14 protein-coding genes are annotated in these 17,684 nt (G+C 74.3%); 12 read left to right on the top strand and 2 right to left on the bottom strand.

What is annotated here, in order from left to right:
- Positions 1 to 119: 119 nt before the first annotated feature.
- A complete protein-coding gene (locus VM636_RS11595; protein ID WP_030423027.1) occupies positions 120 to 728 on the bottom strand; it encodes a hypothetical protein in 609 nt (202 codons plus the stop codon).
- Between the two features lie 287 nt (positions 729 to 1,015).
- On the opposite strand from VM636_RS11595, the gene VM636_RS11590 reads away from it, so the two are divergent.
- From VM636_RS11590 to VM636_RS11535, 12 genes are all read left to right on the top strand, one after another.
- Positions 1,016 to 1,870 (top strand): bifunctional methylenetetrahydrofolate dehydrogenase/methenyltetrahydrofolate cyclohydrolase, encoded by an 855-nt coding sequence (locus VM636_RS11590; RefSeq protein ID WP_030423026.1) that lies wholly within the window; start codon positions 1,016 to 1,018, stop codon positions 1,868 to 1,870.
- The gene (locus VM636_RS11585) at positions 1,860 to 2,336 is read left to right on the top strand and encodes a DUF3017 domain-containing protein (RefSeq protein WP_030423025.1); all 477 of its coding nucleotides are present in this window, start codon (positions 1,860 to 1,862) and stop codon (positions 2,334 to 2,336) included. The genes VM636_RS11590 and VM636_RS11585 overlap by 11 nt, the downstream gene beginning before the upstream one ends.
- Before the next feature lie 544 nt (positions 2,337 to 2,880).
- Positions 2,881 to 4,044: a DUF2690 domain-containing protein gene (locus VM636_RS11580; RefSeq protein ID WP_338484321.1), complete on the top strand. Its 1,164-nt coding sequence runs from the start codon at positions 2,881 to 2,883 to the stop codon at positions 4,042 to 4,044.
- 623 nt (positions 4,045 to 4,667) lie between these two features.
- Positions 4,668 to 5,657 carry a malate dehydrogenase gene (locus VM636_RS11575; protein ID WP_030423023.1) on the top strand — a complete coding sequence of 330 codons (990 nt, stop codon included), beginning with the start codon at positions 4,668 to 4,670 and terminating at the stop codon, positions 5,655 to 5,657.
- Positions 5,658 to 5,930: 273 nt separating this feature from the next.
- Positions 5,931 to 7,460 carry an aldehyde dehydrogenase family protein gene (locus tag VM636_RS11570; RefSeq protein ID WP_030423022.1) on the top strand — a complete coding sequence of 510 codons (1,530 nt, stop codon included), beginning with the start codon at positions 5,931 to 5,933 and terminating at the stop codon, positions 7,458 to 7,460.
- Positions 7,461 to 7,521: 61 nt separating this feature from the next.
- Positions 7,522 to 9,063: a GMC oxidoreductase gene (locus VM636_RS11565; protein WP_030422254.1), complete on the top strand. Its 1,542-nt coding sequence runs from the start codon at positions 7,522 to 7,524 to the stop codon at positions 9,061 to 9,063.
- A gap of 175 nt (positions 9,064 to 9,238) precedes the next feature.
- Positions 9,239 to 10,354, top strand: coding sequence for a betaine/proline/choline family ABC transporter ATP-binding protein (locus VM636_RS11560; RefSeq protein ID WP_338484320.1), 1,116 nt, complete (start codon positions 9,239 to 9,241; stop codon positions 10,352 to 10,354).
- Entirely contained in the window at positions 10,351 to 12,309 is a 1,959-nt protein-coding gene (locus VM636_RS11555) for an ABC transporter permease subunit (RefSeq protein ID WP_030422256.1), read from the top strand. Before VM636_RS11560 ends, VM636_RS11555 begins: the two co-directional genes overlap by 4 nt.
- Position 12,310: 1 nt before the next feature.
- Entirely contained in the window at positions 12,311 to 13,270 is a 960-nt protein-coding gene (locus VM636_RS11550) for an ABC transporter substrate-binding protein (RefSeq protein ID WP_030422257.1), read from the top strand.
- 232 nt (positions 13,271 to 13,502) lie between these two features.
- A complete protein-coding gene (locus tag VM636_RS11545) occupies positions 13,503 to 14,951 on the top strand; it encodes a glycine hydroxymethyltransferase (RefSeq protein WP_338484319.1) in 1,449 nt (482 codons plus the stop codon).
- 120 nt (positions 14,952 to 15,071) lie between these two features.
- Positions 15,072 to 16,085, top strand: a complete 1,014-nt coding sequence (gene trpS / locus VM636_RS11540; RefSeq protein WP_053914640.1) for a tryptophan--tRNA ligase — start codon at positions 15,072 to 15,074, stop codon at positions 16,083 to 16,085.
- Positions 16,086 to 16,270: 185 nt separating this feature from the next.
- Complete coding sequence (locus tag VM636_RS11535) at positions 16,271 to 16,858, top strand: 2'-5' RNA ligase family protein (protein ID WP_030422260.1); 588 nt, start codon at positions 16,271 to 16,273, stop codon at positions 16,856 to 16,858.
- 62 nt (positions 16,859 to 16,920) lie between these two features.
- Here VM636_RS11535 and VM636_RS11530 read toward each other — a convergent pair whose 3' ends face one another.
- Positions 16,921 to 17,676, bottom strand: coding sequence for a decaprenylphospho-beta-D-erythro-pentofuranosid-2-ulose 2-reductase (locus VM636_RS11530; RefSeq protein WP_030422261.1), 756 nt, complete (start codon positions 17,674 to 17,676; stop codon positions 16,921 to 16,923).
- Between the last annotated feature and the right edge of the window lie 8 nt (positions 17,677 to 17,684).

Genomic DNA, 17,684 nt, shown 5'->3' with positions numbered 1-17,684 from the left:
CTGTCCGCAGCGGCGCTTGTTCACGCACCAGGGCCGTGTCTCCCCTCGTTCGGGTGAGACACGGCCCTGTGGTGTGAAGCCGCCACCCCTCGCGGGGCGGCCCGGCGTCCGGTGCCGGATCAGTACTTCGGGCGGTTGAACCAGTAGCCGCCGTTCTTGTTGGCGCAGAAGACGATGATCAGGATGCCGAGCACCACGCTGATGAGGGCGAAGACGTTGGCGCTGAGCAGGCTGATGAGGCTGAACAGCAGCACCACCGAGGCGTAGACGATCGCCGAGACCCGCACGCCACCGCGGCCGGTCGAGAACTTCGCGCCGGTGAAGATCGCCCAGAAGGCGAAGGCCAGCACGATGATGCCGAGGACGATCATCAGGCCGGTGCCGATGCTGGCGAACGCGTCCGCGTCCTCCGCGCTGATGCTGTCGTCGCTGGCGACGGCCTCGTCGAGCATCTCGCTGAACCAGGCGCTGGCGAGCATCATCAACAGGCCGCCGAGGACCTGGAAGCCGCCGAGCACGAAGAGCATGACGCGCGCGGCCTTGACCGTGCCCGGCATGACCGCGGGGGCGCCGCCGGGGAAGCCTCCGCCGGGGTAGGACGAGACCGGCGGGGCGGCCGGGTAGCCGTAACCGGGCTGGCCCTGGGGCTGCTGCGGCTGCCCGTAGCCGGGCTGCTGGCCCTGGCCCTGCGGGGGGCCGTAGGGGTTGTTCGGGTCGCCGAAACTCATGGCGGGTCTCCTCCGTTGTGTTCATCGCGTGCGGGGACGACGCGTGGCACGACTCGGAGGAGATCTCTACGAAGCGGTTCGTCCCCCCGGCACGGCCCCGCGGCACTGCCGCTCCATCGTTCTTGACCAGTGCATTGCTTGTCCAGCGGTGATCCGAAGGTGTTGTGCAAGTGCAACATCCTTGATCAAGGTGTGACACTTCCCGTCTGCCCGGCTCGGTGGCGAGGAGCCGTCCGCACGGTGGCCGGATTGGAACCGGGAGGCCGTCATCCGCGAGAATGGAGCGCATGACCGCCCAGATTCTCGATGGCAAGGCCACGGCAGCCGCGATCAAGTCCGAACTGACCGCCCGCGTGGCGGCGCTGAAGGAGAGGGGCGTCACGCCCGGCCTCGGCACGATCCTCGTCGGCGACGATCCCGGCAGCCAGAAGTACGTCGCGGGCAAGCACCGCGACTGCGCCCAGGTGGGCATCGCCTCCATCCAGCGGGAACTGCCGGCCACGGCGACGCAGGAGGAGATCGAGGCCGTGGTCCGCGAGCTGAACGAGGACCCGGAGTGCACCGGCTACATCGTCCAGCTCCCGCTGCCCAAGGGCATCGACGAGAACCGCGTCCTGGAGCTGATGGACCCGGACAAGGACGCGGACGGCCTGCACCCGATGAACCTGGGCCGCCTGGTGCTCAACGAGCCGGCGCCGCTGCCCTGCACCCCTCACGGCATCATCACCCTGCTGCGCCGCCACGGCGTGGAGATCAAGGGCGCCGAGGTCGTCGTCGTCGGCCGCGGCGTCACCATCGGCCGGCCGATGCCGCTGCTGCTGACCCGGCGCAGCGAGAACGCCACCGTCACCCAGTGCCACACCGGCACCCGCGACCTCTCCGCCCACCTCAAGCGGGCCGACATCGTGGTCGCCGCGGCCGGCTCCCCGCACCTGATCCGCGCCGAGGACGTCAAGCCGGGCGCGGCCGTGCTCGACGTCGGCGTCTCGCGCAACGCCGAGGGCAAGATCCTCGGCGACGTCCACCCGGACGTGGCCGAGGTCGCCGCCTGGATCTCCCCGAACCCGGGCGGCGTCGGCCCGATGACCCGCGCCCAGCTTCTCGTCAACGTGGTCGAGGCGGCGGAGCGCAGTGCCGGCTGACGAGAACGCCGAACGCCCCGAGGACGTCACGGTCAAGGACCCGGTCGCCGCACCCGGCACCGACGGCCGCCCGCGGCGCGGCACCCGGCGCTTCCCCCTCTTCACCCGGGACACGGCCCGCCCCGAGGGCGGCGGACGTGCCGCGCCCGGGGGCGCCCCGGCGCCGGCCCGGCAGTGGCCGATCCTCTCGGTGCTGATCGTCGTCGGACTCGGCCTGTTCCTCACCGCGCTGGACGTCTTCCGCCTCGGCACGCTGTTCGTCGGCATCGCGCTGCTGGCGGGGGCCGCGCTGCGGTGGACGCTGCCGGACGTCGGGATGCTCGCGGTGCGCTCGCGCTTCACCGACATCGCCACCTACGGCGTGCTCGGCGGCGCGATCTCGCTGCTGGCGCTGATGGCGCAGCCCGATCCGTGGCTGGAGATCCCGTTCCTGTCGGACACGCTGCACTTCACGGTCAGCCAGTAGACGGCCGGCCAGGAGGCGGTCAGTCAGTAGACGGTCGGCCGGGAGGCGGACAGTCAGTAGACGGTCGGCCGGGAGACGGAGGCCGTCGGGCGCCGGCCCGGGGGCGGTCCGGCCGGGTGGGGCCGCTCACGGCGTGAGCGGCCCCGGCGGGTGGCGGCGCCCGTCCTCACCCCCGTGAGAGGGCGGGCCGCCGCCGTGAACCACCCTCGTGCACGGCGAACGCCCTGTTCAACGGCTGTCAGACCGCTGTGGCACGGAAGTGACCGTTCCGCTACGTGGTCCGCGCACCGCGGGGTGGGGGTTCCGGTCCGGAGTCACCGGCTCCGGTGGGACACTGGACCCCGGTCCGGCGGGCGTGCGACGGTGCATGCCCGCGGCCTTCCGTGCTCCTGTGCGCCTCCACCCCGGGAACTGGGGTCCCGCGCGGGCGCATCCCTGTGGGTAGCCGGAGCGGGGCCCCGGCGCGGACGCCGCACGGGGGGGGCTCGGCGGGGACCGGACGGGGAGACCACTCGCACGACACCGGGGGGAAGAGGGGGAAGCAATGCCTCGCTGGAAGGCGCTGCCGGACGAACTCGATCCGCAGATCAAAGAGTTCGCCAGCCAGTTGCGCAGGCTCGTGGACCGCAGCGACCTGAGCATCGCGTCGGTGGCCGACGCCACGGGCTACAGCAAGACGTCCTGGGAGCGTTATCTCAACGGCCGGCTGCTCGCGCCCAAGGGCGCGATCGTGGCCCTGGCCGAGGTGACGGGGACCAACCCCGTCCACCTGACCACCATGTGGGAACTGGCCGAACGCGCCTGGAGCCGTTCGGAGATGCGCCACGACATGACCATGGAGGCCATCCGGATCTCCCAGGCGCGCGCCGCGCTCGGCGAGTCGGACGCGCCGGCCGGTCCCGGCGGGCGGCGCGTGCACCGGGCCGGACGGCACGCGGGCGGCCCGGCGGCCCGGGGCGGCGCGCCGACGGTGCCGGCGCAGCCGACGGCCGCCGACAGCGCGGACACCGCGTTCGGCGCGGTGGGGAGCGGGGCGGCCGACGGCAACTCGTGGAACATGGCCGGCTACCGGGGACCCGCGCCCTCCGGTCACCGCGCCGCGCGCGGGCCCCGGGGCGCGGGCGCGGGCGCGGCGGCGGGGCCGGGCGGCGCGGGCCCGGCGGGCCACGGCATGCCGGGCACGGCCGGTCCGGGCGGCGGGGGACGCCGCAGTTCCGGGGGCGGGAAGCGGACGGCCACGTTCGTCGCGGGCGCGGTGGGCGCGCTCGTGGTGACGGTCGGCGCGTTCTTCCTGCTGAACGGCGGTGACGGCGAGGACGCGGTGGCGCAGCCCTCCCCGTCGCCCAGCGTCACCGAGAAGGAACTGCCGCCCGGCGTCAAGTGCAGCGGCTCCGCGTGCACGGGACAGGACGCGGAGGCCATGGGCTGCGGCGGCGACCTCGTGACGACGGCGACGACCACGACCGTCGGCACCGCCGTCGTCGAGGTCCGCTACAGCGAGGTCTGCGAGACCGCGTGGGGGCGCGTGACGCAGGCCGCCCAGGGCGACGAGGTACGGGTCAGCGCCGGTGGCGAGGACTCGCAGACCGGCGCGGTCAACGTGCCCGGCGACACGGTCGCGTACACGCCGATGGTGGCCGTCCGGGCACCGGAGGACGCCATCGCCTGCGCCACCCTCGCCACGGGCGAGAAGGGCTGCACGCAGTAGGCCACGGGGGCGGGGCGGCCGGGCGCCGGCGGCACCGGGACGGCCGGCCCGGTACGCGTCTGCCCCAGGCGCCCCGGGACGCGTGCCTCGGGCGGGGTGCCGCGCGGCGCCGGGCGGGTTCCCGCGGGCCCCGGGACGGGAAAGGCGGCCGCCTGTCCGGGAGAGGGGGGACGGAGGCGGCCGCCGTTCGGGGGACACCGTTGCCGGATTCCCGTGGGGGTACCTTCCGCGTGCCCCCGCCCCCGCGGACCATGCCTGGCGGCGGACGCCTTTTCCGCGCCCTCACCGTTCCACCCCACGGGCATCACCCCGTACACCCACACGCGCCCCGCCGACCCCACCGGCACCACCCGTATCCGCCCCGACATCCCCGGTCAGCCGCTTCGTACACCGGTGAACGTTGTGGGACGGGCCACACCGACCCGGACGTCCGGGACACGGCGGGCGCGATAGCCTGACCGCTGGATCTCTCTTGACGCCAAGAGATCGATCATCCGTCGGTGATCGATCCGTACCCAGCGGTGATCGATCATCGAGGCGGGCGCCGGTCACGGCCGGCAGGGGAGAATCCCCGCACCCCGGGGCAGGGACGCCCCACCGCCTGCTGTGATACGGAGAACGCCATGACCCGCACTCCCGTGAACGTCACCGTCACCGGCGCGGCCGGCCAGATCGGTTACGCCCTGCTCTTCCGCATCGCCTCCGGCCAGCTCCTCGGCGCGGACGTGCCGGTCCGGCTCCGTCTCCTGGAGATCACCCCCGCGCTCAACGCCGCCGAGGGCACCGCCATGGAGCTGGACGACTGCGCGTTCCCGCTGCTCCAGGGCATCGACATCACCGACGACCCGAACGTGGCCTTCGACGGCGCCAACGTCGCCCTCCTCGTCGGCGCCCGCCCCCGCACCAAGGGCATGGAGCGCGGCGACCTGCTGGAGGCCAACGGCGGCATCTTCAAGCCGCAGGGCAAGGCCATCAACGACCACGCCGCGGACGACATCAAGGTCCTCGTCGTCGGCAACCCGGCCAACACCAACGCCCTCATCGCCCAGGCCGCCGCCCCGGACGTACCGGCCGAGCGCTTCACCGCGATGACCCGCCTGGACCACAACCGCGCGCTGACCCAGCTCGCGAAGAAGACCGGCTCCACGGTCGCCGACATCCAGCGCCTGACCATCTGGGGCAACCACTCGGCCACCCAGTACCCGGACATCTTCCACGCCACGGTCGCCGGCAAGAACGCCGCCGAGACCGTCAACGACGAGAAGTGGCTGGCCGACGAGTTCATCCCGACCGTCGCCAAGCGCGGCGCGGCCATCATCGAGGCCCGCGGCGCCTCCTCCGCCGCCTCCGCCGCCAACGCGGCCATCGACCACGTCCACACCTGGGTCAACGGCACCGCCGAGGGCGACTGGACCTCCATGGGCATCCCCTCCGACGGCTCCTACGGCGTCCCCGAGGGCCTCATCTCCTCCTTCCCGGTCACCTGCCAGGACGGGCGGTACGAGATCGTCCAGGGCCTGGAGATCAACGAGTTCTCCCGCGCCCGCATCGACGCCTCCGTCCAGGAACTGTCGGAGGAGCGCGAGGCGGTCCGCGCTCTCGGCCTCCTCTGATCCACCGCGCCCCCGCGCGCGGCCTTCCGCCGTCCCGCACGGCACGCCCACGGGCCCCGCTCCGGTTCACCGCCGGAGCGGGGCCCGTCGCCGTACGCCCCCCTCGCGGGGCCTGCTTCGCCCCCCGTTGCGCCCATATTGCCCGTGACACGGGGCACTTCGGCCCTCCCCGAGGCATGCGAACGGCGGGCCGGGGCAGGCGCTCCCGGTCCCCGGCGCCGGCACACGTGTGACACCGGGGCGCGGAACAGGAACGGAAGGCGACACCCCCACATGGCGAACACCACGGACACCCGGGCCGAGCGGGCGGACCGCACCCTCCACGTGGGAGGCGAGTGGCGGCCCGCCGCCTCCGGCGCCACCCGCGAGATCCTGGACCCCGCCGACGCACGGCCGTTCGCCGTCGTCGCCGAGGGCGACGCGCACGACGCCGACCTCGCCGTCGCCGCCGCCCGCCGCGCCTTCGACACCGGCGACTGGCCGCGCACCCCGGTCGCCGAACGCGCCGCCCTGCTGCGCCGCGTGGCCGGCCTCCTCGTCCGCGACCGGGAGGAACTGGGCCTGCTGGAGAGCCGGGACGCCGGCAAGACCGCGCAGGAGGGCCGGGTCGACGTCGACTGCGTCGCCGACGCCTTCCGCTACTTCGCCGACCTCGTCGCCGCCGAGGCGCCCGGCCGCGTCGTCGACGCCGGATCGCCCGACGTGCACAGCGTCGTCGTCCACGAGCCGGTCGGCGTCTGCGCCCTCATCACGCCCTGGAACTACCCGCTGCTCCAGGCCAGTTGGAAGATCGCCCCGGCGCTCGCCGCCGGCAACACCTTCGTGCTCAAGCCCAGCGAGATCACCCCGCTGACCACCATCGCCCTGATCGGCCTGCTCGTCGAGGCCGGGCTCCCCGCCGGGACCGCCAACCTCGTCACCGGGCCCGGCGACACCGTCGGCGCCCGCCTCGCCGCCCACCCCGACGTCGACCTCGTCTCCTTCACCGGCGGCCTCGCCAGCGGCACCAAGGTGGCCCACGCCGCCGCCGACACCGTCAAGAAGGTCGCCCTCGAACTCGGCGGCAAGAACCCCAACGTGGTCTTCGCCGACGCCTGCGCCACCGAGGAGGGCTTCGACACCGCCGTCGACCAGGCCCTCAACGCCGCCTTCATCCACAGCGGCCAGGTCTGCTCGGCCGGCTCCCGCCTCATCGTCGAGGAGCCGGTGCGCGAGCGCTTCGTCACCGAACTCGCCCGCCGCGCCCGGCTGATCCGCCTCGGCCGCGGCACCGCCGACGGCGTGGAGTGCGGGCCCCTCGTCTCCGAGCGGCAGCGCGAGCGGACCGAGGAGTACGTCGCCTCCGCCCTCGCCGAGGGTGCCGCCCTGCGCTGCGGCGGCAAGCGCCCCGAGGCGTCCCCGGACCGCCCGGCGACCGGCTGGTTCTACGAGCCCACCGTCCTCGACCACTGCCACCGCGGCATGCGCGTCGTCCGCGAGGAGGTCTTCGGCCCGGTCCTGACCGTCGAGACCTTCCGCACCGAGGACGAGGCCGTCGCCCTCGCCAACGACACCGAGTACGGCCTCGCCGGCGCCGTGTGGACCACCGACGCGGGCCGCGCCCGCCGGGTCGCCGGCCGGCTGCGCCACGGCACCGTCTGGATCAACGACTTCCACCCCTACCTGCCGCAGGCGGAGTGGGGCGGCTACGGCCGCAGCGGCACCGGCCGCGAACTCGGCCCCGCCGGACTGGCCGAGTACCGCGAGACCAAGCACGTCTACCAGAACCTCGCGCCCCGCCCGGTGCGCTGGTTCGCCGGCTGACCCGCCGCACCCTCACCCCCCGCCCCCTCCGCCCGCCCGCGAGTCCCAGGAGCAGCACCCCATGTCCCCCCACACCGAGAACACCCGCGTCTACGACTACGTCGTGGTCGGCGGCGGCACCGCGGGCTCCGTCATCGCCGCCCGTCTCACCGAGAACCCCGACGTCACCGTCGCCGTCATCGAGGGCGGCCCCACCGACGTCGGCCGCGACGACGTCCTGACCCTGCGCCGCTGGACGGGTCTGCTCGGCGGCGACCTCGACTACGACTACCCCACCACCGAACAGCCGCGCGGCAACTCGCACATCCGGCACAGCCGCGCCCGGGTGCTGGGCGGCTGCTCCTCCCACAACACCCTCATCGCCTTCAAGCCGCTGCCCTCCGACTGGGACGAGTGGGAGGCAGCCGGCGCCAAGGGATGGGGCGCCGTCCAGATGGAGGCGTACTACGCCCGGCTGAAGAACAACATCGTCCCGGTCGACGAGAAGGACCGCAACGCCATCGCCCGCGACTTCGTCGACGCCGCCCAGGCCGCCGCGGGCGTCCCGCGCGTGGAGGGCTTCAACCGCAAGCCGTTCCGGGAGGGCGTCGGCTTCTTCGACCTCGCCTACCACCCCGAGGACAACAAGCGCTCCTCCGCGTCGGTGGCGTACCTGCACCCGGTGATGGACGGGCGGGCCAACCTGGAGATCTGGCTGGAGACCTGGGCCCACCGGCTGGAACTGGACGGCACCCGCGCCGACGGCGTCCACGTCCGCACTAAGGACGGCGAGGAGGTCTACGTCCGCGCCCGCAACGAGGTCGTGCTCTGCGCCGGCGCCGTTGACACGCCCCGCCTGCTGCTGCACTCCGGCATCGGCCCCCGCGCCGACCTGGAGAAGCTCGGCATACCCGTGGTCCACGACCTGCCCGGCGTCGGCGAGAACCTGCTCGACCACCCCGAGTCCGTGATCGTGTGGGAGACCCACGGCCCCCTCCCGGACAACTCCGCCATGGACTCCGACGCCGGCCTCTTCGTACGCCGCGACCCCGCGCAGCCCGGCCCCGACCTGATGTTCCACTTCTACCAGGTCCCGTTCACCGACAACCCGGAGCGACTGGGCTACCGGCGGCCGGAGTTCGGCGTGTCGATGACCCCGAACGTCCCCAAGCCGAAGAGCCGCGGCCGGCTCTACCTGACCAGCGCCGACCCCGCGGTCAAGCCCGCCCTGGACTTCCGCTACTTCACCGACGAGGACGACCACGACGGCCGCACCCTCGTCGACGGCATCCGCATCGCCCGCGACATCGCCCGGACCGAGCCGCTGGCGGGCTGGCTCAAGCGCGAGGTCTGCCCCGGCCCGGAGATCACCGGCGACGAGGAACTGAGCGCGTACGCCCGCAAGGCCGCCCACACCGTCTACCACCCGGCCGGCACCTGCCGGATGGGCGCCGCCGCCGACCCGGAGGCCGTGGTCGACCCCGAACTGCGCGTGCGCGGACTGGAGCGCCTGCGGATCGCCGACGCCTCCGTCTTCCCGACCATGCCCGCCGTCAACCCCATGATCGGCGTGCTCATGGTCGGCGAGCGCGCCGTCGAGCTGATCGCGGGTGACGCCCGGTGACGACGAGCGACACCACCGGTGGCGCGGGTACCGACGGTGACCCGGCCGACGGCTCCGGCACGGCGGCTGCCCCGGGCCCGATGACGGACGCCGCCCCCGCCGCCCCCGCCTCCGTGCCTGCCGCTCCCGTCCCCGCCCCCGCCCCCGGCGCCGACGACCCCGCCCCCCCCGGGCGGTGTTCACGGTCGACGGGCTCTGGAAGGTCTTCGGGCCCAAGGCCCACCGCGTCCCCGAGGACCCCGCCCTCGCCGCCCTGCCCGCCGCCGAACTCCGCGCCCGCACCGGCTGCACCGCGGCCGTCCGCGACGTCTCCTTCGAGGTGCGCAAGGGCGAGGTCTTCGTCGTGATGGGCCTCTCCGGCTCCGGCAAGTCCACCCTGGTGCGCTGCCTGACCCGGCTGATCGAGCCGACCGCGGGCGCCATCGCCATCGACGGCGAGGACGTGCGCGCCATGGACCGCGCCCGGCTGCGCGCCCTGCGCCGGCACCGCGCCGCCATGGTCTTCCAGCACTTCGGCCTGCTCCCGCACCGCACCGTCCTCGACAACGCCGCCCACGGCCTGGAGATCCAGGGCGTCGGCCGCGCCGAGCGCCGCGAACGCGCCGCCGCCCTCGTCGCCAAGGTCGGCCTCGCCGGCCTGGAGCACCGCCGCCCCGGACAGCTCTCCGGCGGCCAGCGCCAGCGCGTCGGCCTCGCCCGCGCCCTCGCCGCCGACCCCGAGGTGCTGCTGTTCGACGAGCCGTTCAGCGCGCTCGACCCGCTGATCCGGCGCGATATGCAGGAGGAGGTCGTCCGGCTCCACCGCGAGGAGGGCCGCACGATGGTCTTCATCACCCACGACCTCCAGGAAGCCCTCAAACTGGGCGACCGCATCGCCCTCATGCGCGACGGCCGCGTCGTCCAGCTCGGCACCCCCGAGGAGATCGTCGGCTCGCCCGCCGACGACTACGTCCGCGCCTTCGTCCGCGACGTCCCCCGCGAACAGGTCCTCACCGTCCGCACCGCCCTGCGCGCCCCCGCCGACGCCGCCGAGGCCGCCCGCGGGCCCGCCCTGCGGCCCGAGGCCACCGTCTCCGAGGCCATCGAGGCCGTCGCCCGCGCCGGCACCCCGGCCCGCGTCATGGACGGCCCCCGCTGCCTCGGCGTCGTCGACGCCACCGCCCTGCTCGCCGTCGTCGCCGGCACCGCACGCCCCGGCGACGGCGGCCCGGCCGCCGCCGCGCGGGACCGGCCCGGCACGGGGGCGGACCTCCCCGCGGAGGCGGACCGGCGCGAGGAGACCGTCGGATGACGACCCTCACCGCCGCCGCCCCCGGCCCCGCCCCCCTGCGCGCCGTACGCGCCCTGCGCGGCCGGCCCGCGGCCAAACTGCTGGCCCTCGCCGCCCTCGCGGCCGTCCTCGTCCCCCTCGCCCAGGCCCGCTGGGGCGGCGGCGCCTGGCCCGGCGCGCTCACCGTCGACGTCTCCGGACCGCTCGGCGGCGCCAGCGACTGGATCATCGACAACCGCGACAGCCACCCCCTGTTCCTCCACGTCCTCGGCCACGTCAGCAACGCCGTCGTGCTCTCCGTGCGCGCCGTCTACCTCGCGCTGCTCGCCGCCGGCTGGGCCGGCGTCACCGCGGCCGGCGCCCTCGTCGCCTGGCGCGCGGGCGGCGTCCGGCTCGCCCTCGGCACGGCGGCGGCCTTCCTCGCCTGCGGACTGCTCGGCATGTGGCTGCCGACCATGCAGACCCTCGCCCTGATGGCGGTCGCCGTCCTCGCCTCCGCCGCCGTCGGCGCCCTGCTCGGCCTGGCCGCCGGCCTCTCCGACCGCGCGGAGCGGGTGCTGCGCCCCGTCCTCGACACCATGCAGGTGCTGCCCGCCTTCGCCTACCTGCTCCCCGTCGTCCTGGTCTTCGGCATCGGCGTGCCCGCCGCCGTCCTCGCCACCGTCGTCTACGCCGCCCCGCCCATGGCCCGGCTCACCGCCCTCGGCCTGCGCGGCGCCGACCCGGAGGTCCTGGAGGCCGTCGAGTCCCTCGGCACCACCGCCCGGCAGCGGCTCTTCACCGCCCGGCTGCCGCTGGCCCGCCGCGAACTGCTCCTCGGCCTCAACCAGACCATCATGATGGCGCTCTCCATGGCAGTCATCGCCTCCGTGATCGGCGCCGGCGGCCTCGGCGACCGCGTCTACCAGGCCCTCGCCTCGGTCGACGTCGGCGCGGCCCTCGCCGCTGGCATCCCGATCGTGCTGCTCGCCGTCGTCCTGGACCGCGTCACCGGCGCCGCCGGGGACCGCCTCGGCGCCGCCCCCCGGCCCCCGGCCCGGTGGCGCCTCGCCACGGCCGCCGCCGGCGTCGTCGCCGCGGCGCTCGCCGCCCGCCTCGCCGGCCACGCCCAGTGGCCCGCCGCCTGGGAGGTCCCGCTCGCCGAGCCCGTCAACCGCGCCGTCGACTGGATGACCGCCCACCTGTACTCCGGCGTCCCCCTCGTCGGCGGCACCGCCGACTGGGCGGCCCGCTTCACCACCTGGGTCCTCGACCCGGTCCGCGACGGACTGCTCTGGCTGCCCTGGTGGGCCGTGCTGCTGCTCGTCGCCGCCCCGGCCTGGCTGATCGGCACCTGGCGCACCGCGCTCACCGCCGTCCTCGCCCTCGCCGCCATCGGGGTGCTCGGCGTGTGGAAACCGTCCCTGGACACGCTCTCCCAGGTGCTCGCCGCCGTCGCCGTCACCCTCGTCCTCGGCGTCGCCACCGGGATCGCCGCCGCCCGCGGCGACCGCTTCGCACGGCTGCTGCGGCCCGTCCTGGACGTCTTCCAGACGCTGCCGCAGTTCGTCTACCTCATCCCGGTCGTCGCCCTCTTCGGCGTCGGCCGCGCCCCCGCCGTCGCCGCCGCGGTCGTCTACGCCCTGCCCGCCGTCGTCCGCATCACCGCCCAGGGGCTGCGCCGCGTCGACCCGGCCGCGCTGGAGGCGGCCCGCTCGCTCGGCGCCACCACCGGCCAGCAACTGCGCCAGGTCCAGCTCCCGCTGGCCCGCCCCGCCCTGCTGCTCGCCGTCAACCAGGGCGTCGTCCTGGTGCTCGCCGTCGTCATCATCGGCGGCCTCGTCGGCGGCGGCGCCCTCGGCTACCAGGTCGTCTTCGGCCTCGCCCAGGGCGACCTGGCGACCGGGCTGGTGGCCGGCGCGGCCATCGTCTGCCTCGGCCTGATGCTCGACCGGGTCACCCAGCCGACCGCCCGCCGCCCGAGGAACGGAGCCTGACATGCGCCGCCCCCGCGTCACCACCGCGCCGGCCGCCGGCCTCGCGCTGCTGCTGCTCACCGGCTGCGGCGCCGCCGACATGACCCGCCAGGCGTCCCCGTTCGCCCACGCCGGCGGCACCCGCACCGTAACCCTCTCCGTGCAGTCCTGGGTCGGCGCCCAGGCCAACGTGGCCGTCGCCCGGCACCTGCTGGAGCACGAACTCGGCTACCGCGTCGACACCGTCCAGGCCGACGAGGTCCCCGCCTGGGACGCGCTCAGCCAGGGCCGGGTCGACGTCATCCTGGAGGACTGGGGCCACCCCGAACAGGAACGCCGGTACGTCGACGAGAAGAAGACCATCACCCGCGGCGGCGACCTCGGCGTCACCGGACACATCGGCTGGTACGTCCCCACGTACTTCGCCGAGGAACACCCCGACGTCACCCACTGGAAGAACCTCGACAAGTACGCCGGGGCGCTGCGCACCGCCGAGAGCGGCGGCAAGGGCCAGCTCATGGACGGCTCCCCGTCCTACGTCACCAACGACAAGGCCCTCGTGAAGAACCTGGACCTCGACTACGAGGTCGTCTTCGCCGGCTCCGAGGCCGCCCAGATCACCCAGATCGAGCAGTTCGCCAAGGAGAAGAAACCCTTCCTCACCTACTGGTACACACCCCAGTGGCTCTTCGAGAAGGTCCCCATGACCGAGGTGGAACTCCCGCCGTACGAGGAGGGCTGCGACGCCGACCCCGCGAAGGTCGCCTGCGGCTACCCGGTCACCGCCCTGCAGAAGTACCTCAACGCCGACTTCGCCCGCGGCGGCGGCGACGCCGCCGAGTTCCTCAAGCGGTTCCGGTGGACCACCGAGGACCAGAACGAGGTCTCCCTCATGATCGCCGAACGGAGGATGCGCCCCGAGGACGCCGCGCGCGCCTGGGTCGACGCCCACCCCGGCACCTGGCGGCCCTGGCTCCCCTGACCCGGCCCGCCCGGCCCCCCGTGTCCCCGCCCGGAACCCCCGTGGCCCGGCCCGCATGGTGGACGCCAAGGGCCGGGCGAACCGGGGCCCCGGTAGGGTGGCCGTGGGCCGTGACTGGCGTGCTGGGATGGGACCGACCATCGGGAAGCGGCCCCCGGGACCCGCGGGCCCGGCACGAGTGCCGTGCGCCTGGGCCGTACCGACAATGCCGACCCACCGTCCGGAGGTCCCCATGTCAGCGGAGCCCCTGTCCACCGCTTCCACCGCCTACCGCGCCGCCCTCGACGTCATCCGCTCGGTCGAACCGCGCGTCGCCGACGCCATCGGCCAGGAGGTCGCCGACCAGCGCGAGATGCTCAAGCTGATCGCATCCGAGAACTACGCCTCCCCGGCCACCCTGCTCGCCATGGGCAACTGGCTCAGCGACAAGTACGCCGAGGGCACCGTCGGCCGCCGCTTCTACGCCGGCTGCCGCAACGTCGACACCGTCGAGTCCCTCGCCGCCGAGCACGCCCGCGAACTCTTCGGCGCCCGGCACGCCTACGTCCAGCCGCACTCCGGCATCGACGCCAACCTGGTCGCCTTCTGGGCCGTCCTCGCCGACCGGGTCGAGGCCCCCTTCCTGGAGAAGGCCGGCGCCCGCCAGATCAACGACCTCACCGACGCCGACTGGGCCGAACTGCGCGCCGCCTTCGGCAACCAGCGCATGCTCGGCATGTCCCTGGACGCCGGCGGCCACCTCACCCACGGCTTCCGCCCGAACATCTCCGGCAAGATGTTCGACCAGCGCTCCTACGGCACCGACCCCGCCACCGGCCTGATCGACTACGCGGCGCTGCGCACCGCCGCCCGCGAGTTCAAGCCGCTGATCCTCGTCGCCGGGTACTCCGCCTACCCGCGCCTGGTCAACTTCCGGATCATGCGCGAGATCGCCGACGAGGTCGGCGCCACGCTCATGGTCGACATGGCGCACTTCGCGGGCCTCGTCGCCGGCAAGGTCCTCACCGGCGACTTCGACCCCGTCCCGCACGCCCCGATCGTCACCACCACCACCCACAAGTCGCTGCGCGGCCCGCGCGGCGGCATGGTGCTCTGCGACGACTCCCTCAAGGACCAGGTCGACCGCGGCTGCCCGATGGTCCTCGGCGGCCCCCTCCCGCACGTCATGGCCGCCAAGGCCGTCGCCCTCGCCGAGGCCCGGCAGCCCGCCTTCCGCGACTACGCCCGGCGCGTCGTCGACAACTCCCGCGCCCTCGCCGAGGGCCTGATGCGGCGCGGCGCCACCCTCGTCACCGGCGGCAGCGACAACCACCTCAACCTCATCGACGTCGCCACCTCCCACGGCCTCACCGGCCGCCAGGCCGAGGCCGCCCTCCTCGACGCCGGCATCGTCACCAACCGCAACTCCATCCCCGCCGACCCCAACGGCGCCTGGTACACCTCCGGCATCCGCGTCGGCACCCCCGCGCTGACCACCCGGGGCCTCGGCACCGCCGAGATGGACGAGGTGGCCGGCCTCATCGACCGCGTCCTGACCGCCACCGAGCCCGGCACCACCGCCAAGGGCGCCCCGTCCAAGGCCCAGCACGTGCTGGACGCCAAGGTCGCGGACGAGATCTCGCGGCGCGCCTCCGACCTCGTGGCGGGCTTCCCGCTCTACCCCGAGATCGACCTCGGCTGACCCGCCCGCACGGCGGCCCGGCCCCCGCCGGGCCGCCGCGCGGCACCCCGCCGCCGCACCGCGCCCGTTTCCCGCGCACCCGTGCCCGAGCGGGCCCCGGAGCCTGAGACAATGGGCGCCATGGCGACTGAACAACCCCGCGTGCTCTCCGGCATCCAGCCGACGTCCGGCTCGTTCCACCTCGGCAACTACCTCGGCGCCGTCCGCCAGTGGGTCGACATGCAGCACACCCACGACGCGTTCTACATGGTCGTCGACCTGCACGCGATCACGGTCCCGCAGGACCCGAAGGAGCTGCGGGAGAACACCCGCGTCGCCGCCGCCCAGCTCCTCGCGGCCGGCCTCGACCCGGACCGCTGCACCCTCTTCGTGCAGAGCCACGTCCCCGAGCACGCCCAGCTCGGCTGGCTGATGAACTGCATCACCGGCTTCGGCGAGGCGTCCCGGATGACCCAGTTCAAGGACAAGTCCGCCAAGCAGGGCAACGACCGCACCACCGTCGGCCTCTTCACCTACCCGATGCTGATGGTCGCCGACATCCTGCTCTACCAGGGCGACCAGGTCCCGGTCGGCGAGGACCAGCGCCAGCACCTGGAGCTGACCCGCGACCTCGCCGAGCGCTTCAACCAGACCTACGGCGACACCTTCACCGTGCCGAGCGCCTACATCCTCAAGGAGACGGCGAAGATCTTCGACCTCCAGGACCCGACCGCCAAGATGAGCAAGTCGGCGGCCACCCCCAAGGGCCTGATCAACCTCCTGGACGAGCCGAAGGCCACCGCCAAGAAGATCCGCAGCGCCGTCACCGACACCGACACGGTGATCCGCTTCGACCGCGAGCACAAGCCCGGCGTGAGCAACCTGCTCACCATCCACTCCACCCTGACCGGCGAGAGCGTCGCCGCCCTGGAGCAGAAGTACGAGGGCAAGGGGTACGGCGCGCTCAAGACCGACCTCGCCGACATCGTCGTCGACTTCGTCACCCCCTTCCGGGACCGCACCCGCCAGTACCTCGACGACCCCGAGACGCTCGACTCGATCCTCGCCAAGGGCGCCGAGAAGGCCCGCGCGGTCGCCGCGGAGACGCTGTCCCGGGCGTACGACCGGATGGGTTTCCTCCCCGCCAAGCACTGATCCGGCAAAGCCCCAGGGCACCGGGCCCGTACGCCCCGCCGCCGCGCCGTAGCGCTGCACATCACTCCCGTTGCGCCTGCCCGGGGCCGGGCCGTGGACGTACAGTCGATAACCGGGGTGGCCGCGCGGCGGCCACCGCCGCGCGTCCCGGGACGGGCGGCACCGACAGAACGACAGGAGACGATGTGGGGACCGTAACGATCGGCGTGTCGATCGCGGTCCCGGAGCCTCACGGCAGCCAGCTCCAGGAGCTGCGCGCGGGCTTCGGCGACGCCGCTGCTCACGGCATCCCCACCCACGTCACCCTGCTGCCGCCGACGGAGGTCGACGCGGTGGTGCTGCCCGCCGTCGAGGCGCACCTCGCCGAGGTCGCCGCGGCCGGCCGCCCCTTCCCGATGCGGCTGTCCGGCACCGGGACCTTCCGCCCGCTCTCCCCGGTGGTCTTCGTGCAGGTGGTGGAGGGCGGCGCCGCCTGCGCCTGGCTCCAGAAGCGGGTCCGCTCCTCCGCCGGCCCCGTCCCGCGCGAGCTGCAGTTCCCGTACCACCCGCACGTCACGGTGGCCCACGGCATCGACGAGGCGGCCATGGACCGCGCCTTCGAGGAACTGTCCGACTACGAGGCCCAGTGGCCCTGCACCGGCTTCGCGCTCTACGAACAGGGCCCCGACGCCGTCTGGCGCAAGCTCCGCGAGTTCCCCTTCGGCAGCGCCGTCGTCCCGCCCCAGGCCGGGCGCGTGGAACACGGCACCCTGCCGACCCGCCAGGCGCACTGACCGCCCCGGGCGCCGCCACCGGCCGGGCGGCGAGGCGCCCCGCCCGTCCGGCCGCGGCCCGGTCACAGGGGCAGGCGGCGGAAGACCCCACGCGGCAGGTGCCGCACCGCCGACATCACCACGCGCAGCGTCCCCGGCACCCACACCGTCTCCGAACGGCGGCGCAGGCCCAGTTCGATGGCGGCGGCCACCGCGCCCGGCGTCGTCGCCAGCGGCGCCTCCTGCCTCCCGGCCGTCATCCGCGAGCGGACGAAACCGGGCCGCACCACCATCACGTGCACACCGGTGCCCAGCAGCGCGTCGCCCAGGCCCTGGGCGAAGGCGTCCAGCCCGGCCTTGCTGGAGCCGTAGATGAAGTTGGCCCGGCGGGCCCGCTCCCCGGCCACCGAGGAGAGCACCACCAGCGAACCGTGCCCCTGGTCCTGGAGGGCGCGGGCCGCCACCAGCCCCGAGGAGACCGCGCCGGTGTAGTTGGTCTGCGCCACCCGCACCGCGTTCAGCGGCTCGCGTTCGTCGTGCGCCTGGTCGCCGAGGATGCCGAAGGCGAGCAGCACCAGATCGATGTCGCCCTCCGCGAACACCTTGCCGAGCACCGCCTCGTGGGAGGCGGGGTCGAGGGCGTCGAAGGCGACGGTGCGCACCTCGGCGCCGAGCGCGCGCAGTTCCTCCGCGGCCCCGTCCAGGGCGGGGGAGGGGCGCCCGGCCAGCCAGACGGTGCGGGTGCGGCGGGCGATCAGGCGGCGCGCGGTGGCGAGCGCGATCTCGGACGTACCGCCGAGGACGAGAAGGGACTGGGGGAGGCCGAAGGCGTCCTTCACGACAGCTC

The sequence above is a fragment of the Streptomyces sp. SCSIO 75703 genome (assembly GCF_036607905.1).
In the GTDB taxonomy this organism is placed as follows: Bacteria; Actinomycetota; Actinomycetes; order Streptomycetales; family Streptomycetaceae; genus Streptomyces.
Note: the sequence above shows the minus strand (reverse complement) of the source record. Positions and strands in the feature narration are given on the sequence as shown.

What these genes read in the sequence shown, in the direction of transcription:
- VM636_RS11595 (WP_030423027.1), bottom strand. Translation starts at nt 728, where the DNA reads ATGAGTTTCGGCGACCCGAACAACCCCTACGGCCCCCCGCAGGGCCAG.
- VM636_RS11590 (WP_030423026.1), top strand. Translation starts at nt 1,016, where the DNA reads ATGACCGCCCAGATTCTCGATGGCAAGGCCACGGCAGCCGCGATCAAG.
- VM636_RS11580 (WP_338484321.1), top strand. Translation starts at nt 2,881, where the DNA reads ATGCCTCGCTGGAAGGCGCTGCCGGACGAACTCGATCCGCAGATCAAA.
- VM636_RS11575 (WP_030423023.1), top strand. Translation starts at nt 4,668, where the DNA reads ATGACCCGCACTCCCGTGAACGTCACCGTCACCGGCGCGGCCGGCCAG.
- VM636_RS11570 (WP_030423022.1), top strand. Translation starts at nt 5,931, where the DNA reads ATGGCGAACACCACGGACACCCGGGCCGAGCGGGCGGACCGCACCCTC.
- VM636_RS11565 (WP_030422254.1), top strand. Translation starts at nt 7,522, where the DNA reads ATGTCCCCCCACACCGAGAACACCCGCGTCTACGACTACGTCGTGGTC.
- VM636_RS11555 (WP_030422256.1), top strand. Translation starts at nt 10,351, where the DNA reads ATGACGACCCTCACCGCCGCCGCCCCCGGCCCCGCCCCCCTGCGCGCC.
- VM636_RS11550 (WP_030422257.1), top strand. Translation starts at nt 12,311, where the DNA reads ATGCGCCGCCCCCGCGTCACCACCGCGCCGGCCGCCGGCCTCGCGCTG.
- VM636_RS11545 (WP_338484319.1), top strand. Translation starts at nt 13,503, where the DNA reads ATGTCAGCGGAGCCCCTGTCCACCGCTTCCACCGCCTACCGCGCCGCC.
- trpS (WP_053914640.1), top strand. Translation starts at nt 15,072, where the DNA reads ATGGCGACTGAACAACCCCGCGTGCTCTCCGGCATCCAGCCGACGTCC.